This is a genomic window from Clostridium sp. LS, assembly GCF_002760435.1.
In the GTDB taxonomy this organism is placed as follows: Bacteria; Bacillota; Clostridia; order Clostridiales; family Clostridiaceae; genus Clostridium.
The window spans coordinates 22546-44907 of record NZ_AUUU01000104.1; the positions used below are offsets into that span (position 1 = coordinate 22546).

23 protein-coding genes are annotated in these 22362 nt (G+C 30.9%); all 23 read left to right on the plus strand.

All coding sequences use genetic code 11. The features are described 5' to 3' along the window. The first annotated feature begins 368 nt into the window (after nucleotides 1-368). The 23 genes from rpsB (at nucleotide 369) to COL3_RS20955 (ending at nucleotide 22354) form a co-directional block, all read left to right on the plus strand. Complete coding sequence (rpsB, locus tag COL3_RS20845) at nucleotides 369-1070, plus strand: 30S ribosomal protein S2 (protein ID WP_008424778.1); 702 nt, start codon at nucleotides 369-371, stop codon at nucleotides 1068-1070. Between the two features lie 98 nt (nucleotides 1071-1168). Continuing rightward, complete coding sequence (gene tsf, locus COL3_RS20850) at nucleotides 1169-2086, plus strand: translation elongation factor Ts (RefSeq protein WP_008424777.1); 918 nt, start codon at nucleotides 1169-1171, stop codon at nucleotides 2084-2086. Between the two features lie 107 nt (nucleotides 2087-2193). Further along, nucleotides 2194-2907 carry a UMP kinase gene (gene pyrH / locus COL3_RS20855; RefSeq protein ID WP_008424775.1) on the plus strand — a complete coding sequence of 238 codons (714 nt, stop codon included), beginning with the start codon at nucleotides 2194-2196 and terminating at the stop codon, nucleotides 2905-2907. Between the two features lie 10 nt (nucleotides 2908-2917). Next, nucleotides 2918-3475, plus strand: coding sequence for a ribosome recycling factor (gene frr / locus COL3_RS20860; protein ID WP_008424773.1), 558 nt, complete (start codon nucleotides 2918-2920; stop codon nucleotides 3473-3475). Between the two features lie 91 nt (nucleotides 3476-3566). Next, entirely contained in the window at nucleotides 3567-4325 is a 759-nt protein-coding gene (locus COL3_RS20865; protein ID WP_008424771.1) for an isoprenyl transferase, read from the plus strand. 15 nt (nucleotides 4326-4340) lie between these two features. Continuing rightward, nucleotides 4341-5135, plus strand: coding sequence for a phosphatidate cytidylyltransferase (locus tag COL3_RS20870; protein ID WP_008424770.1), 795 nt, complete (start codon nucleotides 4341-4343; stop codon nucleotides 5133-5135). A gap of 129 nt (nucleotides 5136-5264) precedes the next feature. Continuing rightward, nucleotides 5265-6233, plus strand: coding sequence for an AI-2E family transporter (locus COL3_RS20875; protein WP_035283562.1), 969 nt, complete (start codon nucleotides 5265-5267; stop codon nucleotides 6231-6233). Nucleotides 6234-6313: 80 nt separating this feature from the next. Beyond that, the gene (dxr, locus tag COL3_RS20880) at nucleotides 6314-7477 is read left to right on the plus strand and encodes a 1-deoxy-D-xylulose-5-phosphate reductoisomerase (protein ID WP_008424768.1); all 1164 of its coding nucleotides are present in this window, start codon (nucleotides 6314-6316) and stop codon (nucleotides 7475-7477) included. A gap of 16 nt (nucleotides 7478-7493) precedes the next feature. After that, a complete protein-coding gene (rseP, locus tag COL3_RS20885) occupies nucleotides 7494-8504 on the plus strand; it encodes an RIP metalloprotease RseP (protein ID WP_008424767.1) in 1011 nt (336 codons plus the stop codon). Nucleotides 8505-8637: 133 nt separating this feature from the next. Then, the gene (ispG, locus tag COL3_RS20890) at nucleotides 8638-9717 is read left to right on the plus strand and encodes a flavodoxin-dependent (E)-4-hydroxy-3-methylbut-2-enyl-diphosphate synthase (RefSeq protein WP_008424766.1); all 1080 of its coding nucleotides are present in this window, start codon (nucleotides 8638-8640) and stop codon (nucleotides 9715-9717) included. 505 nt (nucleotides 9718-10222) lie between these two features. Next, nucleotides 10223-10684, plus strand: a complete 462-nt coding sequence (rimP, locus tag COL3_RS20895) for a ribosome maturation factor RimP (protein WP_008424765.1) — start codon at nucleotides 10223-10225, stop codon at nucleotides 10682-10684. A 17-nt stretch (nucleotides 10685-10701) separates the two neighbouring features. Continuing rightward, nucleotides 10702-11898 (plus strand): transcription termination factor NusA, encoded by a 1197-nt coding sequence (gene nusA, locus COL3_RS20900; RefSeq protein ID WP_008424764.1) that lies wholly within the window; start codon nucleotides 10702-10704, stop codon nucleotides 11896-11898. 13 nt (nucleotides 11899-11911) lie between these two features. Next, on the plus strand, nucleotides 11912-12178 hold the full coding sequence (locus tag COL3_RS20905; RefSeq protein ID WP_008424763.1) for a YlxR family protein: 267 nt from the start codon (nucleotides 11912-11914) through the stop codon (nucleotides 12176-12178). After that, complete coding sequence (locus COL3_RS20910) at nucleotides 12171-12491, plus strand: 50S ribosomal protein L7ae-like protein (protein ID WP_008424762.1); 321 nt, start codon at nucleotides 12171-12173, stop codon at nucleotides 12489-12491. The genes COL3_RS20905 and COL3_RS20910 overlap by 8 nt, the downstream gene beginning before the upstream one ends. A 15-nt stretch (nucleotides 12492-12506) precedes the next feature. Then, nucleotides 12507-14600, plus strand: coding sequence for a translation initiation factor IF-2 (infB, locus tag COL3_RS20915; RefSeq protein ID WP_008424761.1), 2094 nt, complete (start codon nucleotides 12507-12509; stop codon nucleotides 14598-14600). Between the two features lie 17 nt (nucleotides 14601-14617). Continuing rightward, complete coding sequence (gene rbfA, locus COL3_RS20920) at nucleotides 14618-14977, plus strand: 30S ribosome-binding factor RbfA (RefSeq protein ID WP_008424759.1); 360 nt, start codon at nucleotides 14618-14620, stop codon at nucleotides 14975-14977. Then, nucleotides 14970-15950: a bifunctional oligoribonuclease/PAP phosphatase NrnA gene (locus tag COL3_RS20925; RefSeq protein WP_008424757.1), complete on the plus strand. Its 981-nt coding sequence runs from the start codon at nucleotides 14970-14972 to the stop codon at nucleotides 15948-15950. The genes rbfA and COL3_RS20925 overlap by 8 nt, the downstream gene beginning before the upstream one ends. Before the next feature lie 104 nt (nucleotides 15951-16054). After that, on the plus strand, nucleotides 16055-16930 hold the full coding sequence (gene truB / locus COL3_RS20930; protein WP_035283575.1) for a tRNA pseudouridine(55) synthase TruB: 876 nt from the start codon (nucleotides 16055-16057) through the stop codon (nucleotides 16928-16930). A 55-nt stretch (nucleotides 16931-16985) separates the two neighbouring features. After that, complete coding sequence (locus COL3_RS20935; RefSeq protein WP_008424751.1) at nucleotides 16986-17921, plus strand: bifunctional riboflavin kinase/FAD synthetase; 936 nt, start codon at nucleotides 16986-16988, stop codon at nucleotides 17919-17921. A gap of 119 nt (nucleotides 17922-18040) precedes the next feature. After that, nucleotides 18041-18304, plus strand: coding sequence for a 30S ribosomal protein S15 (gene rpsO / locus COL3_RS20940; protein ID WP_008424749.1), 264 nt, complete (start codon nucleotides 18041-18043; stop codon nucleotides 18302-18304). 240 nt (nucleotides 18305-18544) lie between these two features. Next, nucleotides 18545-20650 (plus strand): polyribonucleotide nucleotidyltransferase, encoded by a 2106-nt coding sequence (locus COL3_RS20945; protein ID WP_008424748.1) that lies wholly within the window; start codon nucleotides 18545-18547, stop codon nucleotides 20648-20650. A gap of 49 nt (nucleotides 20651-20699) precedes the next feature. After that, entirely contained in the window at nucleotides 20700-22007 is a 1308-nt protein-coding gene (locus COL3_RS20950) for a pitrilysin family protein (protein ID WP_008424746.1), read from the plus strand. Nucleotides 22008-22072: 65 nt separating this feature from the next. Continuing rightward, the gene (locus COL3_RS20955) at nucleotides 22073-22354 is read left to right on the plus strand and encodes a YlmC/YmxH family sporulation protein (RefSeq protein ID WP_008424744.1); all 282 of its coding nucleotides are present in this window, start codon (nucleotides 22073-22075) and stop codon (nucleotides 22352-22354) included. Nucleotides 22355-22362 lie beyond the last annotated feature (8 nt).

Sequence of the window (22362 nt, forward strand, 5' to 3'; positions counted from 1 at the left end):
ATTTATCTGTCGGGATAAAAGAATTTACTGTTAAATGTATAAAATTTAATTTCTTTGATAAAACTTTAAAAAGAATTAATATCTAAGCAATTTAAATATAATTAATAACTTTATATCATATTATTTAAAAAACATTAAATCACTTGTCTATAATAAGCCGTTTTAAAAGAAAATCTTAGAGGTATTTATAAAGTTTTAGTTTTTTACGTGTCTAATTTAAAAAATTTTTGTTGATACGTTAAATACCTTATGATATACTACTTAAGGTAAGAAATACACACACTATCCAATTTATAGGTTAGGTGCCCTTTTCTGAGGGAAATCTATTAGCTGAAGATAGTGGAGGTAAAAACCAAGGAGGTAACAAAATGTCAGTAATATCAATGAAACAATTATTAGAAGCAGGTGTACATTTCGGACACCAAACTAGAAGATGGAACCCTAAGATGGCTCCTTATATCTTCACAGAAAGAAACGGAATCTATATCATAGATCTTCAAAAAACAGTTAAAAAAGCAGAAGAAGCTTACAACTTTATTAAGCAAGTTTCTGAAGAAGGTAAAGATATACTTTTTGTTGGAACTAAAAAGCAAGCTCAAGAAGCTATTGAAGAAGAAGCAATCAGAAGTAACATGCATTTCGTTAATAACAGATGGTTAGGTGGAATGTTAACAAACTTCTCTACAATTAGAGGTAGAATAAGAAAATTAGAACAAATCGAAAAAATGCAAGAAGACGGAACTTTTGATGTTCTTCCAAAGAAAGAAGTTATTAAACTTAAAGGAGAAATGGAAAAACTTCAAAAGAATCTTGGTGGTATCAGAAACTTAGATGCTTCAAATGTTGGAGCAATGTTTATTGTTGATCCAAGAAAAGAAAAGAATGCTATTTTAGAAGCAAGAATTTTAGGAATACCAGTAGTTGCTATCGTAGATACTAACTGTGACCCTGAAGAAGTTGATTATGTAATACCAGGTAATGATGATGCTATCAGAGCTGTTAAATTAATAACTGCAAAAATGGCTGACGCTATAATAGAAGCAAGACAAGGTGAACAATTAGCTGAATAATTTGATAAATTTATATAAAAAAAGGGTAAGTGGTTCACTTCAACTGCCCTTTTGTTAAGTGTTAAGGATTACTTTACAATTGAGGAGGAATTTAAATAATGGCAAATATAAGTGCACAATTAGTTAAAGAACTAAGAGAAATGACTGGAGCTAAAATGATGGACTGTAAAAAAGCTTTAGTTGAAACTGAAGGAGATCTTGACAAAGCTGTTGAATTTTTAAGAGAAAAAGGTCTTGCAGATGCTGCTAAGAAATCAGGAAGAGTTGCAGCTGAAGGTGTAGTTAAGACATATATTTCAGCAGATAAGAAGACTGGAGCAGTTCTTGAATTCAACTGTGAAACAGATTTCGTTGCGTTAAATGAAGAATTTGTTGATTTCGCTGATAAGTTAGCTAAAATAGTAACTGAAACTTCAGTTGCTACAGTAGAAGAACTTCTTAATCAAAAATTTGACGGAGAAGCTACAATTTCAGAAAGCTTAAAAGCATTAATAGCAAAACTTGGTGAAAACATGACAATAAGAAGATTTACTAAATTCTCAGTTGAAAAAGGAATAGTTAAGAGCTATATCCATGGTGGCGGAAGAATTGGAGTTTTAGTAGAAGTTTCTTGCGAAAAAGATTCAGAAGTTCTTGATGAAGTTGCTAAAGAAGTTTGTATGCAAATCGCTGCAGCAAATCCATTATTCTTAGGTAAAGATGATGTTGATACAGAATCTATGGAAAAAGAAAAAGAAATCTATAGAGTTCAAGCTTTAAATGAAGGTAAACCAGAAAATATCGTTGAAAAAATGGTAATTGGAAGAATTCAAAAATACTTCAAAGAAGTTTGTCTTTTAGAACAACCATGGGTTAAAGATGGCGATAAGACAATTACTAAATTTTTAGAAGAAAAATCTAAAGAGGTTGGTTCTCCAGTTAAGGTAACTAGATTCGTAAGATACGAAAGAGGAGAAGGAATCGAAGTTGAAAAGGTTGACTTTGCTGAAGAAGTTGCAAGACAAATCGGTAAATAGTTTTAACCCAAAGAGAACACTTTGTGTTCTCTTTTTTTAAGAAATAAAGTAAATATAGTTAAAAGAGGTTTTGTGGTAACCCCTCAAAGATTCAGGAGGTATTATAAATGGCAGATTGTAAATACAAGAGAGTAATTTTAAAACTTTCAGGAGAGGCATTAGCTGGTGTTAATGGATTTGGACTTGATTTTAATGTTGCAAAGAGAATAGCACTTGAAATTAAGGAATTAGTTGATATGGGTGTTGAAGTAGGGACTGTAGTAGGCGGCGGAAACATTTGGAGAGGAAGAAGTGGGGAAGGAATGGACAGAACCACTGCAGATTACATGGGAATGATGGCAACTTGTATAAATGCTCTAGCACTTCAGGATTCATTGGAACAAGTAGGCGTTAAAACAAGAGTACAAACTGCTATAGAAATGAAGGAAATTGCAGAGCCATTCATAAGAAGAAGAGCAATGAGACACTTGGAAAAAGGAAGAGTTGTTATATTTGCTGCTGGAACAGGAAACCCATATTTTTCAACAGATACTACTGCAGCACTTAGAGCTGCTGAAATAGAAGCTGATGTAATTCTTTTAGCTAAAAAGGTTGATGGAGTCTATGATAAAGATCCGCATAAGTATTCAGATGCTAAAAAATATGATACACTATCATATATAGAGGTGTTAGAACAAGGATTACAAGTAATGGATTCTACAGCAACCTCATTATGTATGGATAATGAAATTCCAATTCTTGTATTTGGATTAGATGAGCCAGGGAATATAAAGAGAGCTATGTATGGAGAAAGTATAGGTACATTAGTAAAGAAGAAATAGGAGGAAAATCATGATTAAGGATATCATTAAAAATGCAGAAGAAAAAATGAAAAAAACTATATCTGTATTACAGTCAGATTTATCAACAATGAAAGCAGGAAGAGCAAATCCAACAATGCTTGATAGAATTCAAGTTGAATATTACGGCAGCATGTGTCCACTTAGCCAAGTGGCTAATGTTTCAGCTCCAGAACCAAGAGTGCTTATGATAACACCTTGGGAAAAACCTCTTTTAAAAGAAATAGAAAAAGCTATCTTAAAATCTGATTTGGGATTAAATCCTTCAAATGATGGTTCGATTATTAGATTAGTAATACCAGAATTAACTGAGGAAACTAGAAAAGCTCTTGTAAAAAATGTTAAGAAAACTGGTGAAGAAGCTAAGGTAGCTGTAAGATCAATAAGAAAAACTGCAAATGATAAGATAAAAGCATTAAAAAAAGATGCTGATTTATCAGAGGACCAAATAAAGAAAGCCGAAGATGAGGTTCAAAAGAAAACTGATGCAGTTGTAAAGGAAATAGATTCTATAATCGCTGCAAAGGAAAAAGAGGTCATGTCAGTTTAGATTTTAAAACCTGCTAAAAAGCAGGTTTTTTCTCTAAGATGTTAATCAAGCTTGGAAATAGAGTTGTTTTTATTAACTAGGGGGAGAAAATATGTTAAATATATTTAAATCAAAAAAACAACATAATGAAGATTTTGAATTGGATATGAATAACATACCAAATCATATAGCTATAATAATGGATGGTAATGGACGTTGGGCTAAAGAACAGAACTTGCCTCGAAGTGTTGGACATAAGGCGGGAATGGAAACTATTAGAATAATTCTTAAAGAAGCAACAAGACTAGGAGTTAAAAATTTAACATTATATGCATTTTCAACTGAAAATTGGGCTAGACCAAAAGATGAAGTTGGAGCAATTATGAAGCTGTTAGTCACTTATTTGAATAAAGAATTAAAAGAATGTCATGAAAATGGTGTTAAAATGAACGTTTTAGGGGATATAAGTAGATTGCCTAAAGAGTGTCAAGAATCTTTAAAAAAAGCTATAGAAACTACTAAAAATAATACAAAAATAAACCTGAATTTTGCTTTAAACTATGGTGGACGAGATGAAATAATTAGAGCTATAAAGCTTATTAGTTCAGATGTAAAAAATAATAAAATAAAAGAAGAAGATATTGATGAAGCTATGGTGGGAAAATATTTATATACTAAGGGTATACCAGATCCAGATTTAATTATTAGACCATCTGGGGAACAAAGGCTTAGTAATTTCTTGTTATGGCAATGTGCTTATTCAGAATTTTGGTATTCTAATATAAATTGGCCAAATTTCAAGGAAAAGGATTTAAAGAGAGCAATAGCGGATTATCAAAATAGAGATAGACGCTTTGGAAAAGTTAAATAGAGGAGTGGTTAGATTTTGAAGTCTAATAATAGATATTTAGGTGCTGCTATGATTGCTCCATTTATAATATTTGTTTTTCTTGGAGGAATATATCTTAAAGGGTTTGTATTAGCATTATCTATAATGGCACTTTGGGAATTTTATAATGCGTTAAATGAAAAAAGCTTTAAGCCAGTTAAAATAGCTGGATATATTTTATTAATAACATATTATTTGATAAATAATAATTTTGAATTTATGATGTACATTCTTGTTATAGCTGCATTTTTATTATTGATAATCCCAGTTATCAATTTAGAATATACGTTTATTGATGTTTCACTAACACTTTTGGGATTTATATATTGTGGAATTTTATTTAGTTTTGTTTATTTAGTTAATGCAAAACCATTAGGTGAATTTTTGGTTTGGATTATATTTATAGGCTCATGGCTTTCGGATACAGCTGCTTTTTATAGTGGCAAGTTTTTTGGAAAGCATAAACTTTCACCTAGAGTATCACCGAAAAAAACTATTGAGGGCTCCATAGGCGGACTTATAGGTGCAACAATTTTTTCTGGTATTTTTGGAATTATAGTGCAGAAGTATGTATATATTATGCCGGTATATAATTATTTCTTGATCGGAACAATGTGTGGTTTGTTTGGGCAATTAGGAGATTTGGTAGCTTCTTCTATAAAAAGGTATGTAGGTATAAAAGATTATAGTAATTTAATTCCAGGGCACGGAGGGATACTTGATAGGTTTGATAGTATAATATTCTCGGCGACAATAGTTTTTTATTACTTAACTTTTATAGTAAAAATTTAATATATATTTATAATTAAACTTTATGTAACAATGTAAAGTTTAATTTTTTTTTTATGTAAATTAAGTTAAGGAGTTTTTAAGGAAAAAATATAAGCATATATTATAAAAGTATTAATAAGTCTTGTGGGGGTGAAGAATATTTTTAAAACATATAAGAAGCTTTTCTCACTATTACTATCCCTTGTTTTGGTAGTAATAGCAACATTTTTGGTAAAGTATTATTTTAAACCATTTCTATCAATGATTATTATGACTATAATATGCGCCCCTATATATAAAATTATGATTAAAGCAAGGATACCAAGTAAAATTGCAGGTGCTTTAAGTATTATAGCTGTGAATATTATTATAATACTAATTGGGATATACTTAGGAAGTGAAATTTTTTATGTAATTAGGAAGTTATATTACACGAATTTAGAATGGATAAATAAACTTATTCAAGATGCATCTATTGCACTGAATATAAATTTTAGTAATTTTAAGGTTGGGGAAAGTGTAATTTCAATAATTAATGACCAAAATATAAGAAGGGGTGCTGTTAATACAGGAGATGGTATTTTGGCTTATTTTATAGGCAATATCTGTACCTTTTTTATATTAATAGATAGGAAGAAAATGATAGAATTCATTTCAATGTTATTTCCAAAGGAAATAATAATAAAATTTAAACATCAAAAGGATAATTTTATTCAAATGATTGGAATAGAGGGAATACTGATTCTTATGTCAACATTACAAATTATAGTTGGTTTTTTTATATTTGATGTTCCTAATTTTTTTATGTTTGGAGTAATTTGTGGGATTTTAGATATTTTGCCTTATGTAGGAACTATAATTGTATTTATTCCTATTATAATATACAATATTATAATGAAGAAATTTATTACTGCATTTGGACTTATATGTTTGTATGTATTAGTGCAAATAGTTAGAGAAGTTTTAGAAGCTAAATTTCTAGGAGAAAAATTAGATATTCACCCTATAGTTATATTAGTATCTATATATATCGGAGTGAAAATCTTTGGAATTTTAGGAATATTAGTTGGTCCAATGTATAGTATTTTAGCCAAAGAAATAATTTATAGCACAGACTAGTACAGTTTACAGTTAACAATGTACAGTTAACTGTTAATTGATTTATGTGCGTATTGTGACTTGCTTTAGGAGGAAGAAGAATGAGGAAAATTTCCATACTAGGGGCTACAGGTTCTATTGGAACTCAAACCTTAGATGTAATTAGAAAATCAAAAGGAGAGCTAGGATTAATTGGCGTAAGTGCAAATACTTCTGTAAAGAAAGTGATTGAAATAATAGAAGAATTTTATCCAGCATATATAGCAATGATGGATTTAAAGAGCGCTGATGAAATTAGAAGTTACTGTAAAGAAAATAATAAACAGATTAAAGTCTATGAAGGAATAAAGGGACTTAATAAAATAGCATCTTTAGATGAAATTGACATAGTAGTGACATCTGTAGTTGGTATGATAGGATTAGAGCCAACAATGAAAGCTATTGAAGCTAAAAAAGATATTGCTCTTGCAAATAAAGAAACTTTAGTTGTTGCCGGAGAAATTGTAATGAAGGCTGCAAAAGAAAACAATGTAAAAATATTTCCGGTAGATTCAGAGCATAGTGCAATATTTCAAGCCTTAAGAGGGAATGATATAAGTTCATTAAAGAAAATAATCTTAACAGCATCAGGAGGTCCTTTTAGGGGGAAAACAATTGATGAGTTACAAGATATAAGGGTAGAGGATGCGTTAAAGCACCCTAAGTGGAATATGGGAAGAAAAATTTCAATAGATTCTGCAACACTTATGAACAAAGGTCTTGAAGTGATAGAAGCCTATTGGCTTTTTAATTGTGAATATGAGAATATACAGGTTATTGTGCATCCTCAAAGTATAGTACATTCTATGGTGGAGTATAATGATGGAAGTATGATAGCACAATTAGGAGCAGCAGATATGAGACTTCCAATACAATACGCTTTAAATTATGAAAAAAGAAAAGATCTTATTGCGGATACAATAGATTTTTATGAAATATCTAAATTAACTTTTGAAAAACCGGACTTAGACACTTTTAAGGCTTTAGGATTAGCATTCCGAGCAGGGAAAATAGGAGGTCTTATGCCAACTATTTTAAATGGAGCAAATGAAGCAGCGGTTGAATTATTTTTGGATAAAAAAATAAAATTTTTAGATATTACACAGATAATTGAAAAGTGCATGGAAGTATTTAATGGTGAAGTTAAGAAAGAATTAACTTTAGAAAACATTATAGATCTAGATAAAAGAGTTAAAGAATATGTTGTAGATAAGGCAATAAATTAGGAAGGAAGTTTTTTATATGTATATAATTTTAGCTATATTAGCTTTTGGGATACTGATAATAGTTCATGAATTAGGACATTTTACATTAGCAAAGTTAAATGGAGTAAGAGTTGAAGAATTCTCTATTGGGATGGGACCCAAAATTCTCTCAAAGCAGGGAAAAGAAACAAAATATTCACTAGGACTTTTTCCTGTGGGTGGGTATGTAAAAATGATGGGAGAAGAAGAAAGTGTACAGGATGAAAGAAGTTTTTCAGCTAAATCCCCACTAAGAAGAATAAGCATTATAATTGCTGGAGTATTCATGAATTATGTATTAGCAATAGTTATTTTCACTTTCTTTATACATACTTTTGGATATGTAACGACAACAATAAATCAAATTGATAATACTTCACCAGCATATGAAGCAGGATTACAGCAAGGAGATAAAATTGTTAAAGTAGGAAATTCAAGAATTTTCTCAGAGGATGATATTATAACCGAAATATACTTATCAAAGGGAGCACCAATAAACTTTGTCGTTGATAGGAATGGTGAAAAGAAAGATTTAACTATAACACCGAAAGTTAATGAAGATGGTCAATTAAAAATAGGAGTGGCGTTTGAGGCTGTTGAAAAGCCAAGTATTGGAACTAGTTTTAAACAAAGTTTCAATAAAACAGCATCACTAGTGTCACAAACCTTTGCAGGACTTAAAATGATATTTACAGGAAAGGCAAACCTTAAAACTGATGTGGGAGGACCGCTTACAATAGTTAAGATGTCAGCAGAAACTGCTAAAGCAGGAATTTGGCCATTGCTTTATTTTACCGCTTTTTTAAGTGTTAATTTGGCCGTGTTTAATTTATTACCTTTTCCAGCATTAGATGGTGGTTGGTGTGTTATTTTGTTAATTGAATTTATTACTAGAAGAAAGGTTCCGGATAAGATAGTTGGAGCAATGAATTTTGTTGGATTTGCTGCACTTATAGGACTTATGATAGTTGTAACTATTAAGGATATATTATTCCCTATGAATTTTTGAAGTTAAAATAAAGCTTACTCAAATAAAGTGATTTATGGGAGTAAGCTAATTATATAAATAAATTAAAATATTTTAGACTTACTATAATATAAGAAATATATTAATCTAGAGAGAATTAGAGGAGATACATTGTATGGAAAGAAGAGAATCTAGAAAAATTAAGGTTGGAAATATATATGTTGGTGGCGATGCACCAATCACTGTTCAATCAATGACTACAACACGTACAAAAAATGTAGAAGATACATTAAATCAAATAAGAAAATTATATGATGCAGGGTGCGACATTATAAGATGTGCAGTTTTAGATATGGACGATGCAGAAAGTTTAGGGGAAATAACAAAAAAATCACCTATTCCTGTAGTGGCAGATATACATTTTGATTATAGATTAGCATTAAAGGCAATAGAAAATGGTGTTTCAGCCCTTAGAATAAATCCAGGCAACATAGGAAGTATAGATAAAATTAAAATCCTTAAAGAAGCTTGTAGTGAGAAAAAAATACCAATAAGAATCGGGGTTAATTCAGGATCATTGGAAAAAGATATTTTAGAAAAGTATGGCATGCCTACAGCTGAAGGGTTAGTTGAAAGTGCTTTAAGACATGTTAAGATTTTAGAGGATTTAAATTTTCATGATATTGTAATATCAATAAAATCATCAAATGTTAAAATGATGATAGAGTGTTACAGATTAATAGCCGAAAAGTGTGATTATCCACTTCATTTAGGAGTAACAGAGGCAGGAACTATTCAAAAAGGAACAATAAAATCAAGTATAGGAATAGGAACACTTCTTGCAGAAGGAATAGGAGATACCATAAGAGTATCATTAACTACTGATCCAATTGAAGAAATAAAAGTTGGTACAGAAATTTTAAAAGCATTAGGATTAAAGAAAAAAGGTGTTGAATTTGTATCATGTCCTACTTGTGGCAGGACTCAAATTAATTTAATTAAAATTGCAGAAGAAGTTGAAAAAAGATTAGAAAATTACAAAAAAGATATAAAAGTTGCAGTTATGGGATGCGTTGTTAATGGACCAGGAGAAGCAAGAGAAGCTGACATTGGAATTGCCGGAGGGAAAGGTGAAGGAATTATTTTTAAAAAGGGTGAGATAATAAGAAAAGTCAAAGAAGAAGAATTAGTAAATGCCCTAATGGAAGAAATCGAAAAGTTATACACCTTTGAAAAGAGCGCGAAGCGCAACTAAGAACATTTCACAGATAAAAAAAGCGCGAAGCGCAATTAGGATCATTTCACCTCTGAAAAGAGTGCGAAGCACAACCAAGATCATTTCACCGATTAAAAAAAGCACGAAGTGCAACCAAGATCATTTCGCCTCTGAAAAGAGCACGCAGTGCAACCAAGAACATTCCACCGATGAAAAAAGTGCGAAGCACAATTCAGAACTTTTAAGCAGAATTAAGAATTTTCAAATGCAATTAAAAATATTTTAAAATGGACTAAATATTATCAAATATTTAGTAGATATTTAAAATTTGCCAGTATCCCTTGTAATGTTAATTTATATGTGATATCATATATACAGATTTATTTCTAATAGCTAGGATAAAGGAGTGGGAAAATTACCCGCTCTTTCTGTTTGTAACGCAACTAACTTAAGATAGTTGCGTTTTTGATTACAAATTTTAAAAATGCATAAGCTAATGATATTAGAGCATGTGTTTTTAAAAGATGAAAGTGAGGGTTAGAAAATGAAAAAAGATGTATTAATTGAAAAGATTGAAGAATTAATTAGTCCTGTTATTTCAGAATTATCATTTGAGTTGTATTATGTCGAGTACGTAAAAGAAAATGGAGAGTTTTACTTAAGAATATATATAGATAAAGAAGAAGGCAGAATATCACTAGATGATTGTGAAGCAGTCTCAAGAAGAGTAAGTGATATCTTAGACGTAGAAGACCCAATTAAAGAGGCATATTATTTAGAAGTTTCTTCACCAGGACTTAATAGAGGATTATATACAGAAGAACACTTTAAAAGATTTATAGGAAGCGAAGTGTTTGTTAAGTTTACTGGTTCAATTAATGGAGTAAAAAGTATAAAAGGAATATTAAAAGATGTTTCAGAAGATTTTATAGTTGTTGAATCAGAAACAGAATTTACAATTCCAAAAGATAAAATAAAGTCAGCAAATTTAGAAGGGGAAATATAGACGAGGAGGGTATAAAAATGAATGAAGAGTTTGTAGGTGCTCTTAAAGAATTAGTTAAGGAAAAGGGGATTTGTGAAGATTTACTTTTTACAACTATTCAAGATGCAATGGTTGCTGCATATAAGAAAAATTATGCTAATGCTAACACAAATGCACAAAACGTAAAAGTTAGTATTGATAGGGAAACTGGAGAAATTCATGTATATGCTCAAAAAACAGTAGTAGATGAAGTGTATGATGATGTAACAGAAATTTCATTAGAAGAAGCAAAAGAAATAAGTCCTAAAAGCGAAGTTGATGATGTTATAAATTTAGAAGTGACTCCTAAAAACTTTGGAAGAGTTGCTGCTCAACTTGCTAAACAAGTAGTTACTCAAAGAATAAAGGAAGCTGAAAGAAACATAATATATGACGAATACAAGGAAAAAGAGTTTGATATAATTACAGGAACTATTCTTAGAAAAGATAAAGGCATGGTTTTTGTTAATTTGGGAAAACTGGAAGGTATAATAGGGCCTAATGAACAAATTCCAAATGAGGAATATAAATTCAATGAAAAGTTAAAACTATATATAGTAGAAGTTAAGAATGGAAGCAAAGGTCCTCAAATACATGTTTCAAGAACTCATCCTGGATTAGTTAAGAGATTATTTGAACTTGAAGTTCCAGAAATATTTGAAGGTGTAGTTGAAATTAAAAGCATATCAAGGGAAGCTGGTTCAAGAAGTAAAATAGCTGTACATTCTAATGATGAAGAAGTAGATCCAATGGGAGCTTGTGTAGGTCCTAAGGGAGTTAGAGTTCAAAGTATAGTTAATGAACTGAAAAATGAAAAGATAGATATAATAAAATGGAGCAAAAATCCAGAAGAATTTATAGCTAATTCTTTAAGTCCTGCAAAAGTTTTAAGCGTAGAAGTTGATGAAGATAATAAATCAGCAAAAGTTGTAGTAGATGATAATCAGCTTTCACTTGCAATAGGAAAAGAAGGCCAAAATGTTAGACTCGCAGCTAAGCTTACAAACTGGAAAATTGACATCAAGAGCAAATCTCAAAAAGAAGCACAAGATGCAGAAGATGAAAGAATATTAAATACAGATGTAGAAATTGAAAATGAGCAAACTACTGATTTAAACGAATTTGATATGTTAGAAGATATTGAAACTGATGATTCAAATGAAGTAGAAGTTTCAGCTGAAGAAATTCAAGAATAGTGAGGTGCTTTTCATGAAGGTTAAGAAAATTCCTTTAAGAATGTGCACAGGTTGCATGGAGATGAAACCAAAGAAAGAATTAATAAGAGTTGTAAAAACTCCTGAGGGAGAAGTGTGTGTTGATTTAACAGGTAAGAAATCTGGAAGAGGCGCATATATTTGCAAGAGCATAGAATGCCTTGAAAAGTCTTTTAAAACAAAAAGACTTAGCAGAAATCTTGAAATACCTATAAGTGAAGAAATTTATGAAAGACTAAAGGATGAAGTTAATAATGATTAAGTTCTTTAATTTCTTAAGTATTGCAAAAAAATCAGGATCTTTACTGCAAGGGTATAGCAAATGTGATGATTTAAGAAATAAAACTAAAATTTATTTATTTATAATATCTAAAGATTTATCAAATGCTTCTAAAAATAAATTTATAAAGCATTGTAATGAAAAAAATATACCATATATTGAAGATTTCTCAAAAGAGCAGTTAGGAATTCCAATTGGACGTGATGAAATTATGATTTTGGGAATTTTAGATAAAAATATAGCAGAAAAATTATTGATGCTATATGAGGAGGAAAAATATATGGATAGAGAATAATACGGGGGTGACTGCATGTCAAAAATAAGAGTACATGAATTAGCAAAAGAACTTAATATAGGTTCAAAAGAATTAATAAATATGTTAATGGAAGAGTTTAGTATAGAAGTAAAAAATCATATGAGCACAATAGAAGATGAGGATGCCGCATTAATCAAAGAGTTATTGGCTGGAAATTCTGATGTGAAATTAGAAGTATCAGCAGAGGAAAAAGGTAAAAATTCAAAAAGTATTGTTGATGAGTATGAAGATGAATTAGCTGAAGAACTTAATAAAGGTGCAAAGAAAAAGAAAAAAACTAAAAAAGAAGAACAAGAGGAAGCAAGAAGAGCAGCTGAAGCAGAAGCTGGAGAAGGTCAAATAATCGAAATTGGTGCAAGTATAACAGTTAAAGAATTAGCTGAAAAATTAAAGAAACCTTCAAATGATGTTATAAGAACTTTAATCTTTTCAGGTGTAATGGCGGCTATAAATGCAGAAATAGATTTTGAAACTGCAGAAAAAGTATGTGCAGAATATGGAGTTTTAGTTGAGAGAAAAGAAGAAATTCAGGAATTAGAAGTACTACAAATAGAAGAAGATGACGAAGAAAATCTTCAAAAGAGACCACCAATTGTAACTGTTATGGGTCATGTTGACCATGGTAAAACATCTTTACTTGATTGTATAAGAAAAGCAAAAGTTACAGATACTGAAGCAGGTGGTATAACTCAGCATATAGGTGCTTATACTATTAAATTGAACGGAGAAGAAATAACTTTTCTAGACACTCCAGGTCATGAAGCGTTCACAGCAATGAGAGCTAGAGGAGCACAAATAACAGACGTTGTTATTTTAGTTGTTGCAGCTGATGATGGTATCATGCCTCAAACAAAGGAAGCTATTAATCACTGTAAGGCAGCTGGAGTCCCTATTGTAGTTGCTATTAATAAGATAGATAAGCCAGGAGCAAATGTAGATAGAGTAAAGCAGGAATTAGCTGAACAAGGATTACTAGCTGAAGATTGGGGCGGAGATACAATATGTGAAGAAGTATCTGCAAAGCAAAATTTAAACATTGATAAGCTATTAGAAATGGTTCTTCTTACAGCTGAAATGCTTGAACTTAAAGCCAATAAAAACAGAAAAGCTGTTGGAACTGTTATTGAAGCAAAACTTGATAAAGGTAGAGGGGCAGTTGCAAGTTTACTAGTTCAAAATGGAACACTAAGAGTTGGAGATTCCATTTTAGTTGGTTCTACATATGGTAGAATAAGAGCTATGTTCGATGATACTGGTAAGAAGATAAAGTCAGCTGGGCCATCTATTCCAGTGGAAGTTTTAGGTCTTTCAGAAGTGCCAGAAGCAGGAGATAGATTCAATCAAGTTAAAGACGAAAAAACTGCTAGAAATATGGCAGAAAGCAGAAAAGAAAAATTAAAGGCAGAAAGTTTACTTGCAAGCCATAGAGTTTCATTGGAAGATTTATATAATCAAATAAAAGAAGGTAAAGTTAAAGAACTTGCTATTATAGTTAAAGCAGATGTTCAAGGTTCTGTTGAAGCTATTAAGCAATCTCTAGAAAAACTTTCTACTGATGATGTAAAGGTAAGAGTAATTCATGGTGGAGCTGGTGCTATAACTGAAACAGATATAACACTTGCGACTGCATCTAATGCAATAGTCATAGGATTTAACGTAAGACCTGATAATAATGCTGCTTCTCAAGCTGACAAAGAAGGAGTTGACATTAAGACTTACAGAATTATTTATGATGCAATTGAAGATGTAAAATCTGCTATGATAGGAATGCTTGAGCCAGACTATAAAGAAGTTGTTCTTGGAACTGCAGAGGTAAGAGAAACTTATAAGATATCAAATGTTGGAACAATTGCTGGATGTTATGTGTTAAAGGGTAAACTTCAAAGAAATGCAGAAGCAAGGGTTATAAGAGAAGGAATAGTAATTTTTGAATCGGCATTATCATCATTAAAGAGATTTAAGGATGATGCAAAAGAAGTTAATGCTGGTTATGAATGTGGGCTAACTGTTGAAAAGTTTAATGATATTAAGGAAGGCGATATTGTTGAATGCTTTATGATGGAGGCAATTAAGAGAAAAGAACTTTAAAGAGGTGAATAGCAGACATGGCAAATTATAGAGGTGGCAGAATTAACGAAGAATTTAAAAGAGAAATCAGTAATTTAATTCAAAATGAAATTAAAGATCCAAGACTTACAGCTATGATTTCAGTTACTGATGTTAATGTTACTAAAGATTTAAGATACGCTAAAGTTTATGTAAGTATTTTCTCAAAAGATGATGAAGAAAAGAAAAATAATCTTGAAGCATTAAAGAGTGCAAGCGGATTTATAAGAAAAGCAGTAGGTCAAAAAATAAATTTAAGACACACCCCAGAGATAATTATTGAATTAGATGACTCAATTAATTATGGAATGCATATGGATGAACTAATTCAAAGGATAAGTGTAAAGAATAATGACTAGTCTTAAGGATATAAAAAAAGAGATTTTAGAATCAAAAAGAATAGGATTATCATTTCATACATCTCCTGATGGAGATGCTATAGGAAGTACTCTAGCACTACTTAATGCTTTAAGACATTTAGGAAAGGACGCTTATGTTATAAGCAGAGATGTTATTTCTGATAACCTCTCCTTCCTTCCTTTATCTAATGAAATCAATAAGGACGTAAATGAGCCAAAGACTAATACTGACTTAGTAATAATATTGGATTGCGGTAATGTTGCAAGAATATCTGCAGACTTAAGCAACTATGCTGGAAAAATAATTAATATTGACCATCATATTTCCAATGAAAACTATGGATATATTAATTATGTAGATATAGCCGCAGCTGCTACATGTGAAATAGCTTATTTATTAATAGAGGAATTAGGAATTGACTTTAAGCATAAAACTGATGTTGAAATAGCTATAGGAACTGCTGTTTATTGCGGTATTGTAACTGATACCGGTTCATTTAGGCACTCAAATGTTACAAGGCGAACTCATAGCATTGTATCAAGTCTTATAGAGCTTGGAATAGATAATAGTAGAATTCACAGTAATCTTTTTGATAATAAACCTTTTGAAAAGGTAAAATTAATGGGAAGTGTTTTATCAAATATCGAACTTGCTTTAGATAATAAAGTAGCAGTACTTCAAGTAAGTAAAAAGCTATTGGAAGAATTAAATCTACAAAGCACTGATACTTCGGATATAATTTCAGTTGGTCTTGGAATCAAAGGAGTAGAAGTATCTATGCTGTTAAAAGAAGTAGAAGATGGTGTTAAAGGAAGTCTAAGGTCAAAAAATGACGTAGATGTACGAAAAATTGCTGAAGTATACGGTGGCGGAGGTCACATAAAAGCTGCTGGTGTTATGCAAAAGGGCGTAGATATTAAGACAGCAAAAGAAAATTTGTTACATGCTATTAAACAAGAAATGAATCCATGAAGGAAGGATTAAGAACTTCGCTTATGAAAAAAGGAATAGAAACCTCATTTGCAAAAACAGATATAAGTACTTCACATATAAAAGAAAACGTAAAAAATGCACCAATAAATGGAGTACTAAACATATTTAAAAATAAAGGGATGTCTTCTTTTGATGTAGTTAGAAAGGTGAAATTTATTGCCAGCGAAAAAAAAGTTGGACATACAGGAACTTTAGATCCCCAAGCTACTGGAGTGCTTCCAGTATGCATTGGGAAAGCTACAAAAATAATTGATTATATAATGAATAGCAATAAAGTATACGATGTTAAATTTTTACTTGGAACAAAGACAACTACATATGATCTTGAAGGAGAAATAGTAGAAAAAAAAGAAACAGAACATCTCACAGAAGATGAGGTTTCAGAAATTATATTATCCTTTATTGGAGAATATGATCAAGTTCCACCAATGTACTCTGCTTTAAAGAAAAATGGTGTAAGACTATATGATTTAGCACGCCAGGGAATTGAAGTAGAAAGAGAAGCTCGAAGAGTTAAAATCTTTAATATATCTAACATAAAGCTTGAGCTGCCTTATGTATATATGAAGGTAGCGTGTTCAAAAGGAACGTATATAAGAAGCTTATGTTATGATATTGGAGAAAAACTTAAAGTTGGAGCAGTTATGACTGAGTTAAATAGATCTGAAACATCTATATTTAAACAAGATAATAGTGTTAACATCGATAATTTAACTAAAGAAAATATAAACGACTATGTAATTACCATTGAAGAAGCACTTTCATTTTATCCTAAGATTACAGTAAAAAGTTCATTTTCCAAACTCTTGATAAATGGTGTAAAAGTATTTGACAAGAGGTTAACAGATGAGCAAAGAGAAAAAGGTGTTTTATATAGGGTCTATGATAGTGAAAATACTTTCATAGGAATTGGAAAGCAGGATGATGAAGGTTTTAAGATAGAAAAATTGTTGCTTTAGGCATATATCAAATTAGGCAGTTGTTTTTATATGTCTTAAATTTAGGAGTAAAAAAATGATTATTATAGATAAAACTTTACAGGATATCCGAAATACTAATAATTATGTAGCTCTTGGAAGCTTTGATGGACTTCATATTGGGCATCTTTCTTTAATATATAAAGTTGTAGAAGTTGCAAAAAATCATAATGGAAGAAGCATGGTTTTTACATTTAAAAATCATCCAAGAACTTTTTTGAATAAAGATGATGCTCCAAAACTTTTAATGGATAATATAAGGAAAATTAAAGTTTTAGAAACTCATAAAGTGGATATGGTTTGTTTCAAAGAATTTAACCTGGAATTCATGAGGATTACGCCTAAAGAGTTTATAGAATTTTTAATTAATGATTATAATATTAAAGGTTTTGTAGTAGGATTTAATTATAAATTTGGATATAAGAATCTTGGTAATGTGGAATTTTTAAGAGAACTACAAGGGGAGTATGGTTATGAATTATATGTTATGGATCCATGCACATATAATAACGAAGTTATAAGCAGCACTAGAATAAGAAAATCCCTGGAAGAAGGCGATGTTTTAGATGCTAGTAAAATGCTTGGAATGCCATATACCTTGAGTGGAGAAGTTATTCATGGAAAGAAGATTGGAAGGAGTATGGGTTTTCCGACAGCAAATTTGAAATATGATGAAAATTTCATTTTACCTAAGATTGGTGTATATTATACTAATATAAGGGTAAATAATAATATATATAAGGGAATTACATCAGTTGGGAATAATCCAACTGTAAAAGGAAAAAAATTAACAATAGAAACATATATTTTGGACTTCGATAAAGAAATATATGGAGAACAAATAGAGGTTAGTTTTATAAAGAAAATCCGAGATGAAAAAAAATTTAATAGCCTAGATGATTTGAGGGACCAGCTTGAAAAAGACAAATCTTTCGCAAGAAGTGAGAACTGTATGTCGAGTTTAATAATATAGTTTACAATAATAGTTACTTTTGATATAATAACACAGGGAACCTAATTCTAAGTTGTAAGGTGCCATCTTTTACTTGGAACTAGGGGATAATTAATATAATACACGGAGGTGCACTTATAATGGATAAGGCAAGAAAATTAGAAATCATTAAAAAGTTTGGAAGAAGCGAAGGAGATACTGGTTCACCAGAAGTACAAGTAGCATTACTTACTGAAAGAATCCAATCTTTAACTGAACACTTAAAAGTTCACAAAAAAGATCACCACTCAAGAAGAGGATTATTAATGATGGTTGGTCAAAGAAGAGGTCTTTTAAACTATTTAAGTGATGTAGATATCGAAAGATACAGAACTTTAATCAAAGAATTAGGTTTAAGAAGATAATTTTTAGAGCGGAGTTTTCCGCTCTATTATTTTAAAAATATACACATATGAAAAGAGTGCGCAGCACAATCAGGATCTTTTCGCCTATAAAAAAGCGCGCCCTTCTAAAAAAGGTGCGTAGCACAATAAGGAACTTATAAAGCGCAACAAAGAACATTTCAATTATGAAATTGAGAAATATAAACAATAAAATGAATAAATTTATAATAATTAGATGAACCTAAAGGGAGGTCATGAATTATGAGTAATGTTCTAACGACTGAAATCGCTGGAAGAGAGTTGAAAGTTGAGTTCGGAAGAGTAGGTATGTTATCAAATGCAGCAACATTTACCAGTTATGGTGATACTGTTATTTTAACAAATGTTAATGCATCACCAGAGCCAAAACAGGGAATAGATTTCTTTCCGCTAAGTGTTGAGTATGAAGAAAGATTATATGCAGTAGGTAAAATTCCAGGTGGATTCATTAAAAGAGAAGGAAGACCATCAGAAAAAGCAATATTAAATGGTAGAGCTGTTGATAGAACAATAAGGCCTCTATTTCCAAAAGGATACAGAAATGACGTTCAAGTTGTTACTACAGTAGTATCCGTTGAAAAAGATAACTTACCAGAAATCTTAGCCATCAATGCAGCATCTCTTGCATTATGCCTATCAAGTATCCCATATACAATTCCAGCTGCTGCAGTGCAAGTCGGTCTTATAGATGGTAAATTCGTTACAAATCCAGATACTGAAGGACGTGAAAAAAGCATTCTTCACTTAACAGTTTGTGCTACAAAAGAAAAGGTAATGATGATTGAGGCTGGTGGTGTAGAGATACCAGAAGATATTATGATAGATGCCATAAAATACGGTTTTGATGAATGTCAAAAAATTATTGCATTCCAAGAAGAAGCAATGGCTAAGTTTGGAAAGAAAAAGGATGAGCCAGTATTATATACTGTTGATCCTGAAATTGAAAAAGACGTTAAAGAATTCGCTTCTGATATGGTTAAAGAAGCAATGTACATCATGGACAAAGATGAGAGAAATGCTGCTGTTGATGCAGTGTATGAAAAAGTTAACGAAGCTTTTGCTGAAAAGTATCCTGAAAAATCAGGAGATATAAAAGAAGTTCTTTACAATATGCAAAAGAAAGTTGTAAGGCATATGCTTTTAAAAGAAAAGAGAAGACCAGATGGAAGAGCTTTTGATGAAGTTAGAAAAATAAGCTGTGAAGTTGGGATATTGCCAAGAACACATGGGACTGGTTTATTTACAAGAGGATTAACTCAAGTAATGACTGTGGCAACACTTGGATCAATAAGTGAAATACAAATATTAGATGGTATAGATGAAGCACAATCAAAGAGATACATGCATCACTATAACTTCCCAGGATATAGTGTTGGTGAAGTAAAGCCATTAAGAGGACCTGGACGACGTGAAATTGGGCATGGTGCATTAGCAGAAAGAGCCCTTGAACCATTAATACCTTCAGAAGAAGAATTCCCATATACAATTAGATTAGTATCTGAAGTATTAAGCTCAAATGGATCAACATCTCAAGCATCAGTTTGTGGTTCTACATTAGCATTATTAGATGCAGGTGTACCAATTAAGAGACCAGCTGCTGGTATTGCAATGGGGTTAATAACATCAGAAGATTTAACTGAAGAAGCTGTTATAACTGATATTCAAGGAATAGAAGACTTCTTTGGTGATATGGATTTTAAAGTAGCAGGAACAACAGAAGGAATAACATCCATTCAAGTTGATACTAAGCTTCAAGGATTTAGCTTTAATGTTGTAGAAAATGCAATAAAAGATGCTAGAAAAGCCAGAGTTATGATAATTGATAAAATTAACGAATGTATGGCAGCACCTAGAGAAGATGTCTCATTATATGCACCAAAGACTGAAATAATGAGCATAAATCCAGATAAGATTAGAGATGTGATTGGAACTGGTGGTAAGGTTATAAACAAGATAATTCAAGATACAGGTGTTAAAATCGATATAAAAGAGGATGGAACTGTATTTGTAAGCTCAACTGATCATAAAGGTGTAAAAGAAGCAATAAAGATTATAGAAGGGCTAACTAAAGAAGTTAAATCTGGTGAAGTATACTTAGGAAAAGTAACTAAGATAACTACTTTTGGGGCTTTTGTAGAAATTTTACCTAGCAAAGAAGGATTAGTTCACATTTCTAAGTTAGCAAAGGAAAGAGTGAATAAAGTTGAGGATGTAGTATCTATTGGAGATGAAATTTTAGTTAAGGTTACAGAAATTGATAGCCAAGGCAGAATAAATCTTTCAAGAAAAGATGCCTTACAAGAACAAGAAAATAAAGAGGAAAAATAAAGGGCAATTAATTGCCTTTTTTTTAACTATTAAGGAGGGCAAGTACAAAATGTATAACACATATACCCTTAAAAACGGATTAAGAGTCGTAACTGAAAAAATAGAACACTTAAATTCAATTAGTGTTGGTGTAATGGTTCAAAATGGTTCAAGAAATGAAAGTGCAGAAGTCAATGGAATATCACATTTTATTGAGCATATGTTTTTCAAAGGAACTGATAGAAGATCTTCAAAAGAAGTGATGGAAGATATAGAAAATGTCGGGGGGCAAATTAATGCCTTTACCAGCAAAGAAGCTACTTGTTATTATATTAAAGCGTTAAATACGCATTTAGATCTAGCATTAGATGTTCTTTCAGATATAATGTTAAATGCAAAATTTGATCCAGAGGAAATAGAAAAAGAAAAAGGTGTTGTAATAGAAGAAATTAATATGAGTGAAGATTCACCTGAAGATGTATTAGACGATGTGCACTCTAAGGCAGCTTTTGGTGAGGAATCATTAGGATACCCTATTTTGGGAACTATCCCGCTTGTAAAATCATTTACAAGGGAGAAAATATTAAATTTTATTAGTGAAAAATATACACCTTATAATTCTGTAATATCAGTTTGTGGTAAGTTCGATGATAAGGAGCTGGATGAATTAATTAATAAATATTTTGGGGCTTGGGAAAGTAAGAATCAATACAAACCAGAATATAAGAAAAATGAAATACAAGTTAATTCAGCATATGCTAAAAAGGAAATTGAGCAGCTTCATATTTCATTAGGATTAGAAGGATTGCCTTATGGACATGAAAACAATTATGCCTTAGTACTTCTTAATAATATTTTTGGAAGTGGAGCATCATCAATTCTTTTTCAAAAGGTAAGAGAAGAATTAGGTTTATGTTATTCAATAGCATCTTACTTGCAACCGTTTCAAGATGTTGGTACGCTGAATATATATGCTGGTTTAAATAGAAATTATGGAGAAAAGGCATTAGAGGTTATAGACAAGGAAATTACACTTTTTAGTAAAAATGGTATAACCGATAGACAGTTTGAGATTAATAAGGAAAAGATAAAGGCTAATTATATTTTAGGATTGGAGAGTACCAGTTCCAGAATGTTTTCGAATGCAAAAACATATCTTTTTAGAAATAAGTTAAAAACTCAAGATGAAGTTATAAAAAAGATTGATGATATAAGCAAAGATGACATTCAATATGTTCTAGATAGATGCTTTAAAAAAGGAGTTTTAAATGCTGCATATGTTGGTCAGGATGTAGAATACAACAAATTGGATTCTATAATCTTGAAAAATTCTGAAGCTTATGATAACTCAAAAGGCGGCAATAAGCTTAATTTATAAACAATATGTAATAATATACCTCCTTAACTCATATTATTTTATGAGTACTAAAGGAGGTTTTTATTATGAGTGAAGAAAATAAAATTAAATATTTAAGTGATATAGAAAGATATGAACTTATTAACATAAATGATGGGGAAAAGTATGACTATCTATTAAACAATGATTTAATAATAGATGATGAAGGAAATTTTAAATATTTAATAGTGAATCTCAATGGTGGAAAATTTAATCTTTTTAGTAGTAAAGATTTTTTAGAGATTCCATGGGAATGTGTAAAGAAAATCGGGGCTAAAACAATAATATTAGATGCAGACGATGAAGTGATTAAAAAGGTTAAGCTATAATTAGGAGG